Below are 19,750 nucleotides of genomic sequence, written 5' to 3'. Positions count from 1 at the left end.
CCCGGTCCTCACTCCGATGGCGCAGGCGGCCCTAGATGGCATTGCCTCGCCCTCACAATTCGTCTCGAGCCTCAATCGCACCCGCAATGACGAAGAGGTTCTCGCCGAGACAGCGGGCCGCCTTTTCCTCGCCGGCCTTACGATCAATACGCTCACCGATCTGCCGGATAATGAACGCCGGCTCGTCGATCTTCCGCTCTATCCCTTCGAGCGTCAGCATCACTGGATCGACACGAAAGCGAGCGACCGGCTGGCATGGCACTGCCGCCGCGAATGGCACGTGGAAAAGCAGTCGGCGCCGCAACCGCCGAAAGACAAGGCCCTCTGGATTATCCTGGGCAATGCCCTCGGTCTCGCCGGACGCTTGGCTCAGGCGATCGAGGCGAAGCGGGAAGGGCCGGAACAGACAGCGATCGTTCTTTCGAATGTCGAAACAGGTCTCACTGGCGGTGTGCTCGACGCGCATGTCGCGGGGATCATCGTCACCCCTGAGAGCGCGGAAGGAGCGTCAANGTCAAGTGGACAGATCGGCGAGGCGGCGCACAGCCACGCCGCCACCCTCATGCAGTTCGTCCAGACGGTTCAGGCAGCCACCAAGCATGGCAATCTGGCGAAGGCGAAGATTTGGGTCGTCGGCCAGTCCGGCCGTGCCGTGCCGCAAACAGACACACCAATTCCGGACGCCGCTCGTCCAGCCTCACTGGTCAGCGCCTCACTGCATGGCATGGCGATGGTGCTCGCGAGCGAACATCCCGATCTGTGGGGGGGTGACATCGATCTCGGCGCGGAGCCGAGCGATGCAGAAATCGCGGTCGCGATCGGTATTCTCGTCGGTGGCTCTGGGTCGGAGACCGCCTACGCCGTGCGCGGCGAGGAACGCTACGTCCTGCGCCTCAGCGAAAGCGACGATGTCGGTACGGATTGCGCGGTCGATCCGCAGAAGACCTATCTCGTCACCGGCGGGCTTGGCGCCCTCGGTTCGCTAATGGCCGAATGGCTGATCAGTCGCGGTGCGCGCCGCCTCGTGCTTCTCAACAGGGACGTCGCGGAAGGCGCCAAACAGGAACGGCTCGAAGCCTTGCGCCGTTCAGCCGCTGAGATCGCGGCGCATGCGGTTGACATCGCCGACCAGGTCGGAGTCGAGCGAATCCTGGGCGATCTCTCGGAGGCGGGCCATCAACTCGGCGGGATCATCCACACCGCCGGCATCGTTCAGGACGCCACGCTCGGATCGATCGAGGAGGCGAGGGAACTCGAACGCGCACTCCGGGCCAAGCTCCAGGGTACGCTCGTTCTCGACAATGCGAGCCGTCGCTTCTCACCCGACTTCTTCGTCTGCTTCTCCTCGGTTAGCGCGCTTCTCGGTATGAAGGGCCAAGCGGCTTACGTGGCGGCCAATGCCGCCATGAACCGCATCGTCGAGGGCCGCAACGCCGAGGGTCTGCCAGGTGTCAGCATCGAATGGGGTCCGTGGGCGGAAACCGGTATGGCATCCGGTCTCGACGAGCGCCTGCGCAAGCGCCTGACCGATTTCGGCCTGCTCGCGATCCGCAACCGGGAGGCGCTCGAGCGGCTGGAGGGCCTGTTCGCCTCAACTGGCACGCTCACCGCAGCGCCGATCCTGTGGCGACGTTTCGCCAAGAAGCAGTACGGGGAGACGCCGGCTTGGCTCACGCCTCTGTCGAATGTGCAGAAGAATCCNGCGCGGAGAAGTCGCCCGTGTGCTCGGCATCGCCGATCCGGACAGCCTGCCGATGGACGAAGCACTCAACCAGATGGGATTCGACTCCTTGGCTACAATTGAGTTCCGCAACGAACTCGCCAAGACCGGCATCAAGGTTTCGCTTCAGAACCTCGTGATGGGTGCCTCTATCGCGGAGATCGCGGCCTATACTGAGACGCAGGTGAGCGCCGCTCTCGGGGGCGTTGCGGATGGCGAGGCGGTACCGACCGCGCCGGTCGCGGCCGACAGCGCCCAGGGCTACGCCAAGAGCGCGGTGATCATTCCGCGTCCGAAGCCTGACGCACCCATCCGCCTGATCGGCTTTCCCTATGCCGGCGGCGGCCCGCTCGTATTCCAGCGCTGGATCGACAAGATGCCGGATCACATAGAGTTCGGCATCCTGCAGATGCCAGGCCGCAGCGCGCGCCTGGAAGAGGGCTTCTGGATGCGGATGGAGGACATGGTCGACGGCATCGTGCCGGAGATGCTGCCCTTCCTTAAGGAAAAACCCTTCGCCTTCTTCGGGTTTTGCTGTGGCGGCGTCCAGGCCTTCGAGGTTGCCCAGCGGGTGCGCCGCGATCACGGGCTGGAGCCGGAATACTTCTTCGTGGCCGGTGGTCGCTCGCCACAGATCTACAATGACGACCAGTTCGCCATCGACGTCCAGCAGTTCAATCACGAGACCGGCAAGGCCGAACACGAACTCGACGAGAGCGAGTTCGTCGAGATGCTAAAGGAGGTAAATTTCGCCAACAACAAGGCGCTGTTCGAAGATCCGGAAATGCGCGCGATGATGCTTCCGATTATCCAAGCGGACTACGAGCTCAACAACGCCTATCGCTACGGTTCCCATCCTCCGCTCGACGCCCCAATCACAGCGATAGGAGGCCGCATCGACCCCTATGTTACGGGCGACCACATTATCGGCTGGAAAGAGCATACCACGAAGCAGTTCAAGGCGCATTTTTGCGCCGGCGATCACTTTTTCATGGAACACCAGATCGAACTCCTTACGCGCATTGCGATCGAAGACCTCGAGCCCGTCGTCCAGCGGTTGGCCGCAGACGGCGAGCGCCAGCTGGCGGTGATGACCTGACCACCGGGTTCAGTCACCTTCGTCTCAGCGTCTACCAAAGCGGCAGCCGGCCATGTCGCACCCTTCAGCCCTACAATCACTTTTGTTTCCACAGCATGAATTCGATCTTGCCGGGGACATCAAGATGCTCCGGAAAATCGGGAAAGGAAATGGGCTTGCCGTCGCGGACGAAGATGGCGACATCATTGCTGCTATTCGTCGCAACATAGTTTTCTCGCCTCATTTTTCCGCCTTGGGAGTCGAACACAAATCGTGTCGAATTGATCCATGATGGTGAAATGAAGTTAAGATGATCAGCGATCTGCCAGACGCGACTCAAACGCACGCGGAATGCTGCAGAGAAGTTGATGGGATCTGGGATGAAGATTGAGAGGTTGCGTACGCCAATCTCGTCAAGCCTCTCAAGGAGCCGACTGAGAACTAAATGATGATCATTTGTGTTGCGCAACAACGGAAATTGATTGTAGAGCCTGATTCTGCGCCGTCGAAGCTCTTCGATCTTTTCAGATACATCTGTGCAGATTTCATACGGATGCACAATGTGAAAAACAACACGGATATTGTGCGTCGCAAAGATTTCAATTTTCTCTGGTGTGAAAGCATCCGGTTGATACACAATCGCTCTTGTATGAATACGGATTGACTTTACCGATGGAACCGAGCGAATCCCCTCCATGATTACCTCAAGCCGGGATGTTGGCAGGATCAACGGATCTCCGCCTGAGAGGATCACCTCCGTGACCTCTGGGTGGGTGCGTAGATATTCGAGCAGCTGGCGCAGATCTGCATTCTGTCCATTTCGCGGGTCAACGGCATTGTTCTCTGTAAGCACGTTTGTTCGGAAACAATACTGGCAATGCCCGAAACACTTCGAGGTGGGTAGGAACAGGATGCGGTCGGCGTATTTTCTGATCATGGACGTTTTGTTCGTATCGCCGAGCGCATTTGATCGGTCATCGACGAAGTCGTTCACCTCATTGGGAGCCCTCAACGAGATTTTGTCCTGCGTTGGAAAGGACGCTCGATGAAGCGGCCCCAGATGATTGCCTAGCGCCTCAACTTCTTCCCTGATTTTCATTTCATAGAATGGCGTGACCTTCACGGGCAGCAGTCCCTGCTTGATCGAGATGGTCTTGAACGCCTCATTGATAGAGGACTGGTTCATGTTAGTTCCGCTCGATTGTTGCGGTTCAAAAAAATGGCAATGAGGGCGATAGATGCAATATAAGGGAGAGAGACTCCGTCGCCGAGTATGATCAGCACAGCGGGAATGACAATCACAGCAGCGAGTAGCCTCGAAACCAATCCTTGCCTGAGTCGGACCAGTGCAACCGCCGAAACGACGTAAATGGCAAGAAAGTTCATTCCGGCCAAGCTGAACATTAATTCGATATTGAGCAGCCCAATCTGGTCACAGGCGACGACTATGATCAGGGCTGCAGCCACGCAATAGACACTGTTGCGAGGGGCACCATGGTGCAAGCAACCGAGACTGGCGGGAAGGAAGTGTCGTCTGGAGAGGTAGAATACCAGCCGTGAGACGGCCACAACTGACCCGAAGAGATTGGCAGCGACCAGCGATGCGCCAAGCACGGGAACCAGCCAATGTGGAGCGGAAGGTGCGATTTGCGCCGCAGCCTGGAATATTGGCACATTGAAGTTCGACTTAATATCAGCGATATGCACGAGCGCCGCGCTGCCGACGTAGACGGCGCAGATCAGAATAAAGGCAAAGACCATTGCTCGGCCAAAATCCCTCTTAGGATTCCTAAAATCCGCGGCCAAATGGGACGCGATCTCCCAACCGGTGAAGGAGAAGAAGATCAGCGGAATCTGGCTCGCAATCGACGGGAAATCTGAGGGTGGACCGAAGCGGACACCGTTGGCCCGTATTGCCAGCACGATTAGCACAAAGAGAGCGCCTACCAAAAGCGATAAGGACCAACCGCCCACCAGCTTCACGCCACTGCGGAAGGTCTCACCGGCGAACAGAGCGAAAAAGCCAGCAAGCAAAATAAGTAGCGCCGCAATCAGATGAACATCAACACCGGGCCAAGTTAGCTTTTGTAGGTAGGCCGAACCCACAATCGCGATAGATGGCAAGCCCAAAATTACTGCTCCAAGAAAGAGCATTGACACGAGCAGTTCAAGGTATTGGCCAAAAGCAAGTTTAGCGTAGTACGCAACACCGCCGGCACTCGGATATGCACTGCCTAAGATAACCATCATGGCGAGGATCGGCGCAGAGAGCAGCGAGCAAGCAAACCATGCGTAGATGCCGTCCGCGCCAATTTTTGCGAACACTAGTCCTGGGAGCACAAGAATGCCGGATCCAAGGATCACTATAACTATAAGCAAACTCCCTGAGGCGAGACCCAAATGTCCCGTGAGTTCGTTATCGATAACATCTTTCATAATACCCTCGGAAAAGGTAACCTAGCTCGCTGTAGTAGTCACACAGATCGTGCATCGCCGACCTACCGAGACGAGTGATCTCATTCACGAGTATGTAGTACGGGCATCGCCCCCGGACTCTCACTTTCAAGCTGTTGGTTCTGCTCGCGTCTAGACACGACGCGGCACATCTTCAAGTATAACTCAGCACTACAGATGACAGTCACAATATAGGCGGAGAGGATGGCGAATCCGCTGGTGTACTGTCAATCATTTGAAGTGCAGAGGGCACTCGAGTGGGGCCTCCTCATTGTTGTCGGGGATCATGTATTGCGGCCACTGCGCTTCGCCGAGAAGGTAAGATCCCAGCAACGGGCTGTGTGCGACATCGTCGTAGATGTCGATGTTGCGCCTGATCGTTGCTGTTATGGCTCTGCCTTTCCGATCAGCGGGAGCAGCTATGTCGAATATCTTGCGCGGATTTATAACGAATGCCAGCCCGGGGCCTAGGTTTCTACTTTTACGAAGAACATGCCCTGGATGACTTACATTCACGAAAAGTTCACAGCCGTCAAAGCACATCGTCCAAGTATGATGCGCAGGATCCTTGGATACGTGCGCAGGCCAAGTTCCGTGATCCTCATCCAGTAAAAACTGCATCGCTTCTATGAATACCTTCTTGAAATGATCTGTGGCTGTAAGAGTGGTTATTGGCTCAAAAAGCACAAGTAGTGGGCAATGGTGGTTGAGGTCGATGGAGCGAATATTAGTGTGTGCGATGTAGGTGCGTAGTCCAGAAGCCAACACATTAAGGTCATATTGTGAAGTCTCGAATTTGTATGGAATGAGGAGGAAGCGTAAATTGCCTCGTTTGACCGCGTTCTGCCCGAAAATACAGGGAAATTTAGGGCGGGTTCCTGTCTCGGCTTCGAACTTCGACAGAACGTGCGAAATCGCTGCGTGGCCCCACCAGAATTCAGCCGTGAGGTTGGCAAGTTCTCCTTGATTGATCAGCATGTCTTTCTCCCAACTCGATTTGGTAATCCGTTGTTGGAGTTCGTTGCGCAGGCGGATTTGTGCAATGCGGCGTGCATGTATCCGATTGCCCGCGAGCCGTGCTATCGCCGTCAGTGCCTCCCGCCGAGAGCTGCGCTCACACGGTGTCTCTCCGCGCGGCTCAATCCGGCAAAACGACAAATCAAAGCCGGGGCCTGAAAACACCTGCTAGTTGAGAGATGCCGGATGTGCCGCAGTAGTGCGCAAAATCTTCCGTCGGCTCGGAAAGCTCAGTTTTCGCGAGTAGACCGCATGTTGGGCGGGCCTGGTCATGGTTGATGTCTCCTCAGTCCGTGCCTCAGCGCGATTGCGGATAGCCCTGCATGCATCGTGCCGAACGAGAATATCGTGTCAAAACAATACGATCACTCATAGAGCGCTGTGTCTCATGTCCTACATCGTCGAGGATCCGACAATGAGTATGCGGAAGAACCTGATCAGGATGACAGTCCCACCGTTGATTGTCGCCGCTCATCCCGCCCCTGAGAGCCTGGGTCGACCAGAAGCTTCTGAAACGAGCCGGCCTGCCGAGCATGCTGCCCTGCGCCGCCACTGAGATAGGCGTGCAGGGCCGCCACGCATGCTTCGGCGTTCCTGTTGTTGTTCTTTTTATGGGGCGGAACGACTGTGAGATTGGAGCTTGGCGATAATTCGGCGTGCGCTCCTGAGCCCTGAATCAGAATCCGGCGCGATGTGAAAGCAGCAAGGCGGCAAACGACAGCTGTCATTGCGGGGCACAAATCGACGATGGAACTGCTTTCGATGACATTCGAAAGAAGCGATCGGTCGCTTCCGGCGACGCGGCAAATCGATTGCAGGATCGTTCCCGGCGCTGGCTGAAACCGATCACGATCAGGAAAAGTCGATACTTGAGCAACAGGATCGAGCAGGACCACCGGCGCATCGAGCGCCGTGTGCGGCCGATGCTGGCTTCAAGTCGCCGGCCACCGCCAGCATCACCTGTCCGGGATCGAAATGCTTCACATGATGCGCAAGCGACAGGCAAGGTACGCGTTCAATCCAAATCCCTCCCTGGCCGAGCAGTTCGCCATACTAGCGGCATGACAGCGGCCGGTCTCGACNCTCGACCAACCTTCATGGCAGAGAAAAAAACTTTGCAACACAACCATTCTAGAGCCTAGCTTAAGAGGAAATTACCGGCCATCCGGCGCTGGCAGCCCATTTCTCCGCTGCATGGGGTTGAGTAGGTCCCGATGCGGGCGGCCTGACCCTCGCCAGAACAAGTGGTGCTAGGTCGGCGATTACAGGTGATGGCAAGCTGGCCGCCGAGACTTCAGGTGGTGGCGAGTGTTTTGCGCCGCACCGAGGGCGCCGCGCACCGCATTGTGATGCGTGCAGGCTGGGTTGTGATCCGGCATTCGACAAAACCCTCGTAAGGTGGTCGCGGTCCACACCCCCGTGGAAACAAGAGGAGAGGGTCCTACCCCTTGTCCTCCTCCAAGGCCCGCTCCGGTTCACCGTGGCGGGCCTTTGGTTGGCGCACCGCCGTTGCCCGCGAACTCGCCGGCTTCGTTTGGGATGTCAGTAGGCGCTTCCACCCGACAGATGTTCGCGGTTGAAAGCTTGTAACGCCGGAAAAGAATTTAAAGGAGGTCGCTGACTGTTACAAAACCAACCTGACCAGCGTGCCGCGAAATACAGGCATGATGGGAAACCCTCGGACTACGCTGGGGCGAGCTTTGGCCCATGCCCGTCCTTAGACAGAGGAAGGCCCGCGACGAAAATGGTAAATGCGGCAGCCAATCCGCGGATGAGAGCATGATCGGTTCCTCCAGCGCACACGCGCCTGGTTGACTGGCCGCGTGCGCAGCTGTCGAGAGATTTATCTTAAAGTTGGTCAAGGAGCGGTCCGTTTCCAAAACCACCGGCTTCCAAAATTATGGAAAGAGCCGCGAGCCCATCCTGCGCGTCGACGTCAGGCTTCGAACGCGCCTCAATAGCGTCCACACAGGAAGCGAGTTGGGCAGCGAAATGATTTGGCGATGGAAGACCCGCTACATCAACCTGGCGCGGGCCATCGCCGGTGTTCAGAAAGTAGCGCATTCGCATAAGTGGAAAATCCGCAAAGACCCGCGCGTGCCCCAAACGCAAATAGAGCCTGGATCCGAAATCCATCCGCCGGCAGAAACATACTGACCGTCGTTACCCCACCCTGCGCCGCCTGCAAAGATTCCTTCGTTCGGCAGTGTCACCGGAAAGGTCGCGTTATTGCAGAGCAAGTGGCCTATGGCACCAGATGGAGACTTTGCGATCAAGAACTCGGTCCCTGCAGCGTGACCTGACGTCAGGCCTTTTCCGAGGATTTTTGCAGGCCGCTCACCAAGAAGCCAACCGAACACATCAACCAGATGGATGCCGTGATCAATCAAACTCTTACCCGGCCCGCCCGGCCCGTTTTTCGGGTAATGTGAAAAATGGCAACGGAGAATAACCATCGAGGCCATTTCCGGAAACAACCACTTCGCTCAACAGCTGTGCGTCACCCAGCGTCCCCGTCTTGATGAGCTCGCGGGCAGTTCGAATGGCTGGCAGATATTTGTAGCTCGACCCATAAAAGCATCGGATCGATGCTTGCTGACACCGGGCAACAATTTCTTCTGCATCTCGCAGGCTGGTCGCTATGGGCTTCTCGCAGAACACGTCGATCTCCGCGGCCGCCGCTATCTCGATAATAGCGCGGTGCGTTGCCGCCGGTGTAAGAATCATGACCAAATCAATGCCGACGGCCTGGATCATTTCGGCGACGCCGACGTAGCCGCGAACACCCAACTCGTTGGAGATTTGGTGGACCACGTCAGCCCGCGAGTCGCATACTGCTTCCAGACGAGCCTTGGGGACAAGGGAGAAANGGAGATTTGGTGGACCACGTCAGCCCGCGAGTCGCATACTGCTTCCAGACGAGCCTTGGGGACAAGGGAGAAAGCGGCAAGGTGGACCTTTGCCACCTCTCCAAGGCCAACAACTGCCACCCGGATAGGGTGCCCCTCGCGGGTGCTCGTTGAGCTATCATTCGGCATGCGCAGTCCCCCTGCTTAGCTTGCTCGATCGTCTCACTACGAAAAATGTCTGGAAGTCTTCTCGCTTTGGAAATGTCAATTGAAACGGACAGTATCCGTTCGTCGTACAAAGCGACTGCCAGCAGTCGACGGCCCGAAAAGCAACTTTTCGGGCCGTCCTGGGAGGCGACATCCGCTTCACTGGAAGCGGATGTCGGAGACTCGGTGCACGACGTAGATCAGCAGTATGGTCGCAAGCACCATTATCGCCGAAATCGCATTCACCGTCGGGCTGACGCCGGCACGCATCTGACCCCAAATCACGATCGGAAGTGTATTGTCGGATCCGATCGTGAAGAACGACACGCTGAACTCGTCGAGCGACCACGCAACAACTAGAAGCGCCGCACCTACCATGGCACTCCGTATCAGAGGCAACGTGACCCGGTAGAATGCCTGAGCGGGGTTCGCTCCCAGTGTTGCCGCTGCTTCGGGGATCTGCGGGTCAAGGCTCGCAATTCGGCTGGTGAGTGTGAACACCATGAATGGCAGAGTGATCAGTACGTGGCCGATGATAGCGGTCCATACCGAAAGACCGATGCCAAGGCTCGTGAAGAACGATAGCAAAGAGATCCCGAGCAGAAGGTGCGGCAAGAGCAATGGCAGCGCCATCAAACCAGCGAACAGCGATGCACGACGGAATCTGAATCTGGCGATGGCGAAGGCTGCCGAAGTGCCGATCAGTATGCAGCAGATCGTGGTGCCGAGCGCGACGAACACACTGTTGACCGCAGCCTTACGCATGATCGGGTCGCGCGCGACAGACATATACCATTCCGTCGTCGGGCCCTCGAAAGGGAAAGCCGCAAGTCCTTTCGCATCGAAGGAAAAAAGGACCACGATGGCGATAGGAGCGAAGAGAAATACCAGCAGGATTGCCGTGTATAAACTAAACGCAAAAGTCGAGAAACGTCCCTGGTTCATGGTCGATCTTTGACTCCAATACGCCTCAGCAAAGCGGTGACCGCCCATAGGAATATTCCCATGGAAATTACCAAGCTGAACGCAATTGCGGACCCGAGCGGCCAGTCAAATGAAAGACCAAATCGACCGACCACTGCGTTCCCGGCAAGCTGCGCCTTGGGTCCGCCAAGAAGTTGAGGGGTGACGAAATCGCCAGCTGCGATGACGAACGTCAGCGCAAACGCGGACACGATACCGCGGCTGGCCATTGGCACGGTGACCCGGAAAAAGGCACCGAGCGAAGTGGCGCCGAGGCTCTTCGCTGCCTCAATACATTGCGCCGACACCCCGGAAAGGGCCGAAGCGAGCGGAACTATCGCGACCGGTACGAGGATGCTTGTCAAAGTCACGATCACGGCAGCTTTGCTATACGCGAAGGTTTCCAATGGCGCGTCGGTGACACCCGTCCAGCTCAACAACTGGCTGATCGCACCATTGCGGCCGAGGAGTGACCGCCATGCGTAAATCCGCACGATGTAGGCTGTGAACAGGGAGACCATCACTAGGAGCAGAATAACGGTCCCTGCCCGCCGAAGCGGGCCTAGCGTGATCGCATATGCCAACGGAAACGCAAGCACGACTGACGCCAGCCCGATCGTCGATCCCATCCAAAGAGATCGCAGCAGAATCTCACGGAACAGTGGGTCCGTGAAGATCTTGATGTAATTCTCTGGTGAGGTACCGAACGAAATGTCGGCGTAGCTTGTGCTACCGAAAGAATACGCGAATAACACGCCGCATGGGATAATGAAGAAGACGGCCATGAAGAGGCTGGCCGGCGCAGCCATGAGGTAAAACTGCCTAACCATTGGTGTCGTCTTCGATTTGCGCGACCGAGTTGTCCGGCCAGCTGAGAAGAACGCGGTCGCCTTGCGAGAATGCGCCGCCTCCGCCGGAGAGAACCGGTTGCTGGACCATAACGCTTTGCTCGCCGACCTGAACCAGGTAGCGCCTGAATGCGCCTTGAAAGATTGCCTCTCTAACCTGTCCGGTTAGCGAATTTGGCTCGGACGCGACAGACGAGACGTTCGGTGCCACCTCAATCTTTATGGACTCGGGTCGGACGCAGACGAGGCCCGCTCCCGTGTCTCGATCATCGTGAGCATCGAAGCGGATGTTCACATCAGCCGATTGAAGCAAGGACTTATTTCCCTCACGGCGGAGCGACCCGGTGAAGATGTTCGCTTCCCCCAAAAACTTTGCGCTGAACAAAGTTTTCGGTCGGCTATAAACCTCCTCAGGTGAGCCACGTTGAACGATGGTTCCGCTGTTCATAAGGACGATCTCGTCGCTCATGACCATCGCCTCGTCCTGATCGTGTGTGACGAACAGGAAGGTCGCGCCGATGCTACGCTGCAGCTGCCGAAGTTCGAGCTGCATCGCTTGGCGAAGCTTGAGGTCCAGTGCTGACATCGGTTCATCGAGCAGCAAAACCGGTGGTCCAGCAGCAAGAGCGCGCGCGAGCGCCACTCGCTGAGCCTGGCCGCCGGAAAGCTGATCGATCGGGCGATCTGCAAAGGCGCTCAGCCTGACGATCTCGAGAAGCTCGCCAACGCGATTGGCAGCCTTCTTTTTCTCCAGCCGTTGCAGCGATAGCGCAAACCCGACATTCTGGCTTACCGTCATGTGGGGAAACAGCGCGTAGCGCTGGAAAACGAGGCCAACAGGGCGGCGATGCGGCGGCGTCAGCGACAGGTCTTTCCCTGCTATCACAACGCGCCCTGTTGATTGACGATCCAGCCCGGCGACGATGCGCATCAACGTCGTCTTGCCGCAGCCTGACGGACCAAGCAAAGAGACAAAGCGGCCAGGCGCCACGTCGAGCGAAATGCTCGACAGGGCAGTGAATGTGCCAAACTGCTTCGTGACCCCTTGGACCGAGACTGCGGAATTTCCAACTCCCTGCGAGATCATGACAGCTTGATTCGTTCCCAAGCTTCGGTCCAATCGCGCATGGTTGCGATTTCACCCTCGGCCTCAAGGGCCGGCGAAATATAGAACGTGTTCTTTTCCAGGAAGGCCGGAAGATCTTCGTAAGGATAAAGCTTTCGCTGGTCCTCAGGCAGAAGCGCAACCGCATCGGCGTTCACAACGCCACAGCCGATTGCAGCGCCGATGATGGCGTTGCCCTCTGCGGAAAGCATCTGATTGAGGAACGCGTAAGTCTGCTCCAAATGCGGGGCCTTTGCGGCGATGCAGTATGAGTCACACCAGAGGAATGTGCCGTCTTCCGGTGGAACATAGGACACTCCATCGATGCCCTTCGCCTTCAGCTTGGTGTCGATAAACCGCCATCCGAGTACACTTGCTTGTGCATCCCCGCGAGCCAGAACGTCAGCAATGTCACCAAAGCTTGGCGCAATCGTAGTCAGGTTCGCCTTGACCGGCATGAAAGCGTCGGCAGCCTGACTGACCTGATCCTTGGTCATCTTGGAGAAATCAGAGGATTTGAATAGTGCCCGTGCGAAGATCCAGAGGTTTGCAGGATCATCCAGCGTGATGAGCTTTCCGCGGTACTTCTCATCGCCGAGATCGGCCCATTTCTTGGGAAGATCCTTGAACAGGTCTGCGCGGTAGCTCATCGGATAGTCGCTCCAGCTCACCGGCACGGCATAGTTCTTGCCGTCCGACTGCTGCCACGACATGTTACGGAACTGGCTGAAGAAGCGCTCGCTGCTTGGCAGTTTCGTCGCGTCAATCGGCTCGACCAGCTTTGTCCTGATCAGGGGCTCGACGGCACTGATGCCGGGCGTGACAACGTCAATCGACCCCACTCCGCCGCTACGGAGTTTCGTTACAATCTCAGCATTGCCGGTGATGTATTGGGCATCCAGGGTGAGACCCTGCACAGCAAGCGTTCCCATTGCCTTAGGGTCATCGTAACCCTGCCAACCAAGGAACTTGAGAGTGACGTTGAGCGCTTCGGCACTTGCTGCCGCTCGCGCGCTCATTGAAGGATATACTGCAGCCATGCCGACGGCGGCAAGAAGCGCTCCTTGGCGAGCAATTAATTCACGACGATTCATCTTTAGTCTCCCGGTTTTGGCCGTCAGCTTTCCCGTGCTGATCGGCAATATGATCCTTGATCAAAGATCAACGGGAGTCAATACCATTTTCAGGCGATTCTTCAGGCTTTTGAGCGAAAACCAAGTCGATCATGCGGTGCACATCGACGCCAAAACTGAAAGCGCCGCCGGCTGGCTCGGAGGCGCTGTTTCGGCCAACCGAGCAGCAAAAAATTGGGGCATCTCAGGCAACCACCCGGAGCCCTTACTCTCAAACTTCGGGTCGCCCTCANGTCGCCCTCATGGGCGACCCGAGCGACCACCGGCTCAGCCAATCATCATCAAGCTCGCATTCCCACTAGCTGCAGCGGTGTTGATCGAGGTGGAAACCTCCTCGACGAGCCAGTTGAGGCAGTAGGTCTCGATATCGCGTCGGATCTCATCCGTAGTCGCTGTCTGAACCAGCACCAGTGGCCCATCCAGGGCAGCGATCTTTTTGTTGATTAGCACACGCGCGATCTGCGTCACCCTCGACAAGGGCAGAGGCGAATGGGCCATGTTTGTCCCGATCCGTCGACCAAGTGATGCGATCTGCAACGCTCACCGGCAAGCCCTTCAATAACGGGCGAAGACCGGTTGCCACGTCGATGACCAGTTGGTTTCCGGTCGCCAGAGCGGCTGCAATTTGCCGATAGAGCCCCTCTTCGGTCTTTGGAGCGAGAAGGAGGCGGCCACGCGGATGGAGCGCGTAGAGATTGCGCTCACCTACAGCTCCGACAAGCTCCTTTTGAAGGCCAACTGCCGGCAAGCTGCCAAGCTCACGAGCCGCGTCGCCATATCGACGCCGCGGCGGATCACAGGCTCGCCGCAGCGGGCGATTAGCCGCGTCAGCGCCGCGGCAAGGCTGCGGTCGTTGACCGTCGAGGTCAGCTGGCCTGTCACGACCAAGCCCCAGGTCACGGCATTGACGAAGAGCGAGCGGCCGCCACCGACATGCGATTTCCAGTCGCCTTCGGAAATCTTATCGCGGATCAGCGCATCGCGTGTTGCAGTGTCTGGAATGCGCAGCAGTGCCTCCGCAAGACACATGAGAGCAACGCCCTCTTGGCTCGACAGCGAGTATTCCTGGACCGGTCCTTCGACGCCGGTCCCCTTATGTTTCGCTCGAAGTGCCTCGATTAACTTGCGGGCTGTGCCGCGGATCGATGCCCTCAGGTCGGCTGGAGCACGCGCTGCCTCGACCAGCGGCGGGAGGCATTCGGTTTCGGGTCGGCGGTAAGCTGCGGTGATTGCTTTGCGAAGGTTCGATTGTTCACGAACCGGCGGTGCAAATTGTTCAAACGGTTTGGCGCCGGCGTTATGGCTGGCATCGATGGCGGCTTCAAGCATGGCCTATCCTATTGTGAGTGTTTGAAGTTCGCGAGGTGGTCGCCTACTGCCAGTCTGGAGTGCTTTCCGGGAGCAAGCGGACATCGAATGCAGTATTGCTCGTGCTCGCTTGCTTCTCGGACGATGCAATGGAAGCGGCGGCACGGACTGCGCCCAGCGCGATCGGTCGATAGTTTCGCAAGAGATCGACAACGTCGTCCTTCGGGTTTGGACCCGCCTCTGTCGCGATAGGACTTTCGGGAGAACGATCTCGAGCCATGCTAGATTCCAATCGCCTTGTACGCGTCGCCGATCTGGTGAAGTGCGATGTAGTAGGCAGCTGTGCGGAAATCTTTGATCTCGGGCTTCTCGCTGAGAACCTTCGCCATCCTGTCGTATGCACCCCGCATAACGTCGTCCAAGCCCGAACGCACCAAGTCGACTTCGCGACCGCCCTCGAGAAATTCGCCCCGCATGTCCTCGGGAAAAGGCTTACCTGTCATCGATTCAAGTGCGCTTGTGATTTGCGAGTTGCGGCGCTCTCGCCGACGACGCTCCATCAGGCCAAACGGGATGTGGGTCAGGTTCTTCACCCATTCAAAGTAGCTGACGATCACGCCACCGGCGTTCACGAACAGGTCGGGCAGAATAACGATCCCATTTTGCTGAAGGATCCTTTCCGCCTGGAAGGAAACAGGTCCATTGGCTGCTTCTGCGACGAGTTTCGCCCTGATGCGGCTGGCGTTATCGATCGTGATGGCATTTTCCATCGCCGCGGGAATTAGGATATCGCACTCGATTTCGAGCCCACGCTCCTTCTCGGTGGAACTCTGAGCGCCAGGAAAATCGAGGATGCTCCCGGTGCGGATGCGGTGACTGTTCACCGCTTCGATATCAAGCCCGTCCGGATTGAAGACGAAGCCATCGCGTTCGACGATGCAGATAATCTTCGCACGGTCTTCCTCAGTGAGAAACTTGGCTGCATGGTAGCCAACATTGCCGAAACCCTGCACAATGACCTTCATTGCAGACAGATCGCGCCGGCCATCGATGCCACCTTGGGCGAGATCGCGTAGATAGCAGTGGATTGCGTACTGCACGCCGCGGCCAGTCGCTTCTGCTCGCCCGGCAATGCCGCCGCGCGAAAGCGGCTTTCCCGTAACGCATGCATTTGCATTGNTCGACCTGGTGAGATCAGGTTTCGCTTCGCCAACTCCTGGGTAAATCGGCGGGTGATGCGCTCGAGCTCATGGACCTCCCATTGCTTCGGGTCGATGCAAAGAGCACCTTTGGATCCACCGAAAGGCACATCGACCAATGCGCATTTCAAGCTCATCAGGGCTGCTAGCGCCTCTACTTCGCTAGCGTTGGCAGCGGAATCGTAGCGAATTCCGCCCTTCGCGGGCTCGACGTGCTCGCTGTGGACTGATCGCCATCCCGTGAAGCTGTACATCCTCCCACGAAGACGGACACCGAAGCGAACCGTGTAGGTGGAGTTGCATGCGCGTATCCGTTCCGCCAGCCCCTCCGGCAGATCGAGGTGGCCAAAAGCTCGATCGATATAACTTTCGACACTTTCAAGGAAAGACCCGTCGCCCGCGGCGGCCACCGATCCAGTGACCTTGAGTGCANCACTTTCAAGGAAAGACCCGTCGCCCGCGGCGGCCACCGATCCACTGACCTTGAGTGCATTATCCATGACGCATCTCCTTTATTTCCGGTTCATCAAATTTACCATAGATTACCATAGACATCCTCACCATTCCGGGGAAATAACGAGTACTCCACTCAACTGTCGGAAATCACGGACATATGTATTCCCTGCGAAAGAAAACTTTTCTGGTGTTCTTCGGCTGCAGGGTTCATCGAAGTGAATAGTATTGCAGTATAATTGTCTACTTGGCGAGAAGTGCTTTCGCGGTCGCAAAGAGCTCCAGCGCTTCCGGATTGGCGAGCGCTTCCTTGTTCTTCACCGGTCTGCCATGCACGACCTCGCGGACGGCGAGTTCGACGATCTTGCCGGACCTGGTGCGCGGGATGTCGGCGACCTCTATGATCTTGGCCGGCACATGCCGCGGCGAGGCGCCGGTGCGGATCTTTGTCTTGATCTTCTTTTCGAGATTGGCGTCCAACTCTAGCCCGGGTGCGAGGCGGACGAAGAGGATCACGCGGACGTCGTCGTCCCAGTCCTGGCCGATGCAGATGGCTTCCGCGACTTCATCGAGCTGTTCGACCTGATTGTAGATCTCGGCGGTGCCGATACGGACGCCTCCGGGATTGAGTGTGGCATCCGAGCGGCCGTGGATGATCAGGCCGTCATGTTCGGTCCATTCGGCGAAATCGCCTTGGCACCAGACATTGTCGAAACGCTCGAAATACGCCGCGCGGTATTTCGCGCCGTCCTTGTCGTTCCAGAAGCCCACCGGCATCGAGGGGAAGGCGCGGGTGCAGACCAGCTCGCCCTTCTCCCGACGCACCGGCTTGCCCTCGTCGTCCCAGACATCGACCGCCAGGCCGAGTCCTGGGCCCTGAATCTCACCGCGCCATACCGGTTTAACCGGATTGCCGAGCACGAAGCAGGAGACGATGTCGGTGCCGCCGGAAATCGAGGCGAACTGGACGTCCGGCTTGATGCCGTCATAGACGAAGGAGAAGCCCTTCGGAGATAGTGGCGAACCGGTCGAGGTGATGAGGCGAAGCTCGGAGAGATCATGTGTCTTCAAGGGTTCGATGCCGCCTTTGCGGATGGCATCGATATATTTGGCGGAGGTGCCGAAGACGGCGAATTTCTCTTCCGCTGCATAGTCCCACAGCACGTTGCCCGTGGGCGCGAACGGCGAGCCGTCGAACAGGCAGAGTGTTGCGCCGCTCGCCAGCCCCGAGGCCAGCCAGTTCCACATCATCCAGCCGCAGGTGGTGAAGTAGAACAGCTTGTCGCCATCCTCGACACCGGAATGGAAGCGGTGCTCCTTCAGATGCTGCAACAGCGTGCCGCCGGCTGAATGGACGATGCATTTCGGAACACCGGTCGTGCCGGAGGAGAAAAGGATATAGAGTGGGTGGCCGAACGGCAGTTGCTCGTATTCAACCGGCTTGGCGGTGTAAGGAATCGTCGCGGTGTCAAACGTCCGCGCATTGGCGAGCGATGCGGCCAGCGCCTCGGCATCGCCGGCATATTTGACCACCATGACCGGGCAGCCGAGCTTCGGCGCCATGGCGCGGACCTTCTCGCCGACATCCTGCAGCTTGCCATTGTACCAATAAGCGTCGCAGGTGATGAAAAGCTTGGGCTCGATCTGGCCGAAGCGGTCGAGCACGCCCTGTTCGCCGAAATCAGGCGAGCAGGACGACCAGATGGCGCCGATCGATGCGGCGGCCAGCATGCAGGCAATGGTCTCCGGCATGTTCGGCATCATCGCCGATATGCGGTCGCCCCTGCCCAGCCCCATTGCGCGGAATGCCTGCTGCAGCTTGGAGACGGTGGAATGGAGCTGATCCCAGCTCCAGCGGTAACTGACCTTGTCCTCGCCGCGGAAGATCAGCGCATCCTCGGGACCATGCTTGATTAGGAGGTTTCTGGCGAAGTTTAGGCTGGCGTCGGGAAAGAAGCGAGCGTCGAGCATGACGTCGCCGTTGATGAGATCGCGCGGCCCGGGCTGTCCAATCACGCCGCAATAATCCCAGACGGCAGACCAGAAAGTCCCGCGTTCATCGATTGACCATTGTTGAAAGGCATCATGGTCGGGTAGATCAGCCTTGTAGGTCCACGCGCAGAATTCGCGAAATCTCGTGATTGCGCTCGTGTGAATCTGGTCTGCGCTGGGCTGAAATAAGGGTGAGTCGATCATCGACGAGTTCCTTTGAATCAAACATTTTGGCGGCCGCGGGGCAGATGCCAGACCGATGCGATAGAAGGCGCCGAGCACTTAGTGCGACCAGGTGCCTTCTCGGTGTTCAACCGAACAGATCAACGCCCGCGTCCCGGCAACGCCGGAGCGCCTTGATCGCCAACCCGCTAGGCTAGGAGGAAGAGAGGTTAGTTGCGCCGCGATGAGTGCGCATGGCGGCATCGACACAAGTCCTGCATCTCGGGATACCTAGCCTAGGTAGGATGCTATGACTGCAGGATCGTCCCTTATCTCTGCTGCTNAAGTCCTGCATCTCGGGATACCTAGCCTAGGTAGGATGCTATGACTGCAGGATCGTCCCTTATCTCTGCTGCTGGCCCGGACAATGCAACGCGCCCCTGCTCAACGACATAAGCATGTTGTGCATACTCAAGCGCAAGCATGGCGTTCTGTTCGACGATCAACACACCGATCCCGTTTTCGCGCGAATAGTCGCTGATGGCCGAGATGAGCTGCTCTTCGACCATAGGGGCGAGTCCAATGGACGGCTCATCAAGCAGAAGCATTTTCGGCTGCGCCATCAGGGCGCGGCCGAAAGCCAGCATCTGCTGTTCACCGCCGCTCATTCTACCGGCTTGTTGTTTTTGACGGTTGGCGAGCACAGGAAAGAGTTCAAAAATCCGCTCCAGCGTCTTGCGCCGCACTGCGGGATCAGGCCGAACGGTCGCGCCAAGCAACAGGTTCTCCAGGACCGACAGTTTCGGAAAAAGCTCGCGTCCCTCGGGCACTAGCGAGATTCCTTTTCGCACGATCTCATCCGGGGCGAGCCCATTGAGCCTTGCACCGTCCAACCGGATCTCGCCGGAAGCGAGTTTGACGAGACCGCAGATAGCATTCATCAGGGTCGTCTTTCCCGCGCCGTTGCTGCCGACAACTGCAGTCACTTCCCCAGTTCTGGCCGTAAAGCTCATCCCATTGAGCGCGCGGACGCCACCATATTCGAGTACGAGATCTTTCGCCTCAAGCATCACTATTCCTCTTCTGACCAAGATACGCCTTGATCACTTCAGGATGACGTCCGATTTCGTCAGGCGTTCCTTCAGCAATGACGCGGCCAAAATTCAAAACGGTGATCCTGTCACAGAGACGCATCACCGATTTCATGTCGTGCTCGACGAGCAAAATCGAGATTCCATCTGCCCGCAGCTGTTGCACCCGTG

At 57.6% G+C, this 19,750-nt stretch carries 15 protein-coding genes and 4 pseudogenes; 4 read left to right on the top strand and 15 right to left on the bottom strand.

What is annotated here, in order from left to right:
• Both X773_RS71645 and X773_RS71640 read left to right on the top strand, forming a co-directional pair.
• The coding region (locus X773_RS71645) for an SDR family NAD(P)-dependent oxidoreductase (RefSeq protein ID WP_156937494.1) at positions 1 to 1,804 on the top strand (1,804 nt) is incomplete at its 5' end.
• Positions 1,686 to 2,819: a thioesterase domain-containing protein gene (locus tag X773_RS71640; protein ID WP_156937493.1), complete on the top strand. Its 1,134-nt coding sequence runs from the start codon at positions 1,686 to 1,688 to the stop codon at positions 2,817 to 2,819. The genes X773_RS71645 and X773_RS71640, both read left to right, overlap by 119 nt.
• A 76-nt stretch (positions 2,820 to 2,895) precedes the next feature.
• Here X773_RS71640 and X773_RS71635 read toward each other — a convergent pair whose 3' ends face one another.
• From X773_RS71635 to X773_RS76995, 4 genes are all read right to left on the bottom strand, one after another.
• Positions 2,896 to 3,984, bottom strand: a complete 1,089-nt coding sequence (locus tag X773_RS71635) for a radical SAM protein (RefSeq protein WP_023680509.1) — start codon at positions 3,982 to 3,984, stop codon at positions 2,896 to 2,898.
• The gene (locus X773_RS71630; RefSeq protein ID WP_023680508.1) at positions 3,981 to 5,234 is read right to left on the bottom strand and encodes an amino acid permease; all 1,254 of its coding nucleotides are present in this window, start codon (positions 5,232 to 5,234) and stop codon (positions 3,981 to 3,983) included. The genes X773_RS71635 and X773_RS71630 overlap by 4 nt, the downstream gene beginning before the upstream one ends.
• 249 nt (positions 5,235 to 5,483) lie before the next feature.
• Positions 5,484 to 6,230 (bottom strand): YqcI/YcgG family protein, encoded by a 747-nt coding sequence (locus X773_RS74055; RefSeq protein ID WP_023680507.1) that lies wholly within the window; start codon positions 6,228 to 6,230, stop codon positions 5,484 to 5,486.
• A 476-nt stretch (positions 6,231 to 6,706) separates the two neighbouring features.
• On the bottom strand, positions 6,707 to 7,165 hold the full coding sequence (locus tag X773_RS76995; protein ID WP_156937492.1) for a hypothetical protein: 459 nt from the start codon (positions 7,163 to 7,165) through the stop codon (positions 6,707 to 6,709).
• Between X773_RS76995 and X773_RS77720 the strand changes: the two are divergent.
• Positions 7,046 to 7,334 (top strand): annotated as a pseudogene (locus X773_RS77720) (DDE-type integrase/transposase/recombinase); the annotation flags it as partial. The gene X773_RS76995 and the pseudogene X773_RS77720 overlap by 120 nt on opposite strands.
• Positions 7,335 to 8,249: 915 nt before the next feature.
• Complete coding sequence (locus X773_RS77715) at positions 8,250 to 8,426, top strand: hypothetical protein (protein WP_198023661.1); 177 nt, start codon at positions 8,250 to 8,252, stop codon at positions 8,424 to 8,426.
• A gap of 237 nt (positions 8,427 to 8,663) precedes the next feature.
• On the opposite strand, the gene X773_RS71620 is transcribed toward X773_RS77715, so the two are convergent.
• From X773_RS71620 to X773_RS71570, 11 genes and pseudogenes are all read right to left on the bottom strand, one after another.
• Complete coding sequence (locus tag X773_RS71620) at positions 8,664 to 9,113, bottom strand: Gfo/Idh/MocA family oxidoreductase (protein WP_084641822.1); 450 nt, start codon at positions 9,111 to 9,113, stop codon at positions 8,664 to 8,666.
• A gap of 371 nt (positions 9,114 to 9,484) precedes the next feature.
• Entirely contained in the window at positions 9,485 to 10,270 is a 786-nt protein-coding gene (locus X773_RS71615) for an ABC transporter permease (RefSeq protein WP_023680503.1), read from the bottom strand.
• Positions 10,267 to 11,097: an ABC transporter permease gene (locus X773_RS71610; protein ID WP_198023660.1), complete on the bottom strand. Its 831-nt coding sequence runs from the start codon at positions 11,095 to 11,097 to the stop codon at positions 10,267 to 10,269. The genes X773_RS71615 and X773_RS71610 overlap by 4 nt, the downstream gene beginning before the upstream one ends.
• A gap of 13 nt (positions 11,098 to 11,110) precedes the next feature.
• Entirely contained in the window at positions 11,111 to 12,244 is a 1,134-nt protein-coding gene (locus X773_RS79420; protein WP_156937490.1) for an ABC transporter ATP-binding protein, read from the bottom strand.
• A complete protein-coding gene (locus tag X773_RS71600) occupies positions 12,220 to 13,335 on the bottom strand; it encodes an extracellular solute-binding protein (RefSeq protein ID WP_156937489.1) in 1,116 nt (371 codons plus the stop codon). Before X773_RS71600 ends, X773_RS79420 begins: the two co-directional genes overlap by 25 nt.
• 306 nt (positions 13,336 to 13,641) lie before the next feature.
• A complete protein-coding gene (locus tag X773_RS71595; RefSeq protein WP_023680499.1) occupies positions 13,642 to 13,872 on the bottom strand; it encodes a hypothetical protein in 231 nt (76 codons plus the stop codon).
• Positions 13,873 to 14,133: 261 nt separating this feature from the next.
• Positions 14,134 to 14,703 (bottom strand): annotated as a pseudogene (locus X773_RS71590) (trifunctional transcriptional regulator/proline dehydrogenase/L-glutamate gamma-semialdehyde dehydrogenase); the annotation flags it as partial.
• 260 nt (positions 14,704 to 14,963) lie between these two features.
• A pseudogene (locus X773_RS71585) lies at positions 14,964 to 16,243 on the bottom strand (Glu/Leu/Phe/Val dehydrogenase).
• Positions 16,244 to 16,577: 334 nt separating this feature from the next.
• On the bottom strand, positions 16,578 to 18,530 hold the full coding sequence (locus tag X773_RS71580; protein WP_023680495.1) for an acetoacetate--CoA ligase: 1,953 nt from the start codon (positions 18,528 to 18,530) through the stop codon (positions 16,578 to 16,580).
• 323 nt (positions 18,531 to 18,853) lie between these two features.
• Positions 18,854 to 19,558, bottom strand: a complete 705-nt coding sequence (locus tag X773_RS71575; RefSeq protein WP_023680494.1) for an ABC transporter ATP-binding protein — start codon at positions 19,556 to 19,558, stop codon at positions 18,854 to 18,856.
• Positions 19,551 to 19,750, bottom strand: a pseudogene (locus X773_RS71570) (ABC transporter ATP-binding protein); the annotation flags it as partial. The gene X773_RS71575 and the pseudogene X773_RS71570, both read right to left, overlap by 8 nt.

The organism is Mesorhizobium sp. LSJC280B00 (assembly GCF_000502835.1).
Taxonomy (GTDB): Bacteria; Pseudomonadota; Alphaproteobacteria; order Rhizobiales; family Rhizobiaceae; genus Mesorhizobium.
The sequence above is the reverse complement of the archived record's forward strand: the minus strand, read 5'-3'. Positions and strand labels throughout refer to the sequence as shown.

Bases quoted from the DNA above. Each gene is read 5' to 3' on its own strand.
- X773_RS71630 (WP_023680508.1), bottom strand. From the start codon at position 5,234: ATGAAAGATGTTATCGATAACGAACTCACGGGACATTTGGGTCTCGCC.
- X773_RS71580 (WP_023680495.1), bottom strand. From the start codon at position 18,530: ATGATCGACTCACCCTTATTTCAGCCCAGCGCAGACCAGATTCACACG.
- X773_RS71615 (WP_023680503.1), bottom strand. From the start codon at position 10,270: ATGAACCAGGGACGTTTCTCGACTTTTGCGTTTAGTTTATACACGGCA.
- X773_RS71595 (WP_023680499.1), bottom strand. From the start codon at position 13,872: ATGGCCCATTCGCCTCTGCCCTTGTCGAGGGTGACGCAGATCGCGCGT.
- X773_RS71600 (WP_156937489.1), bottom strand. From the start codon at position 13,335: ATGAATCGTCGTGAATTAATTGCTCGCCAAGGAGCGCTTCTTGCCGCC.
- X773_RS71575 (WP_023680494.1), bottom strand. From the start codon at position 19,558: ATGCTTGAGGCGAAAGATCTCGTACTCGAATATGGTGGCGTCCGCGCG.
- X773_RS71635 (WP_023680509.1), bottom strand. From the start codon at position 3,984: ATGAACCAGTCCTCTATCAATGAGGCGTTCAAGACCATCTCGATCAAG.
- X773_RS74055 (WP_023680507.1), bottom strand. From the start codon at position 6,230: ATGCTGATCAATCAAGGAGAACTTGCCAACCTCACGGCTGAATTCTGG.
- X773_RS71610 (WP_198023660.1), bottom strand. From the start codon at position 11,097: ATGGCTGCGCCGGCCAGCCTCTTCATGGCCGTCTTCTTCATTATCCCA.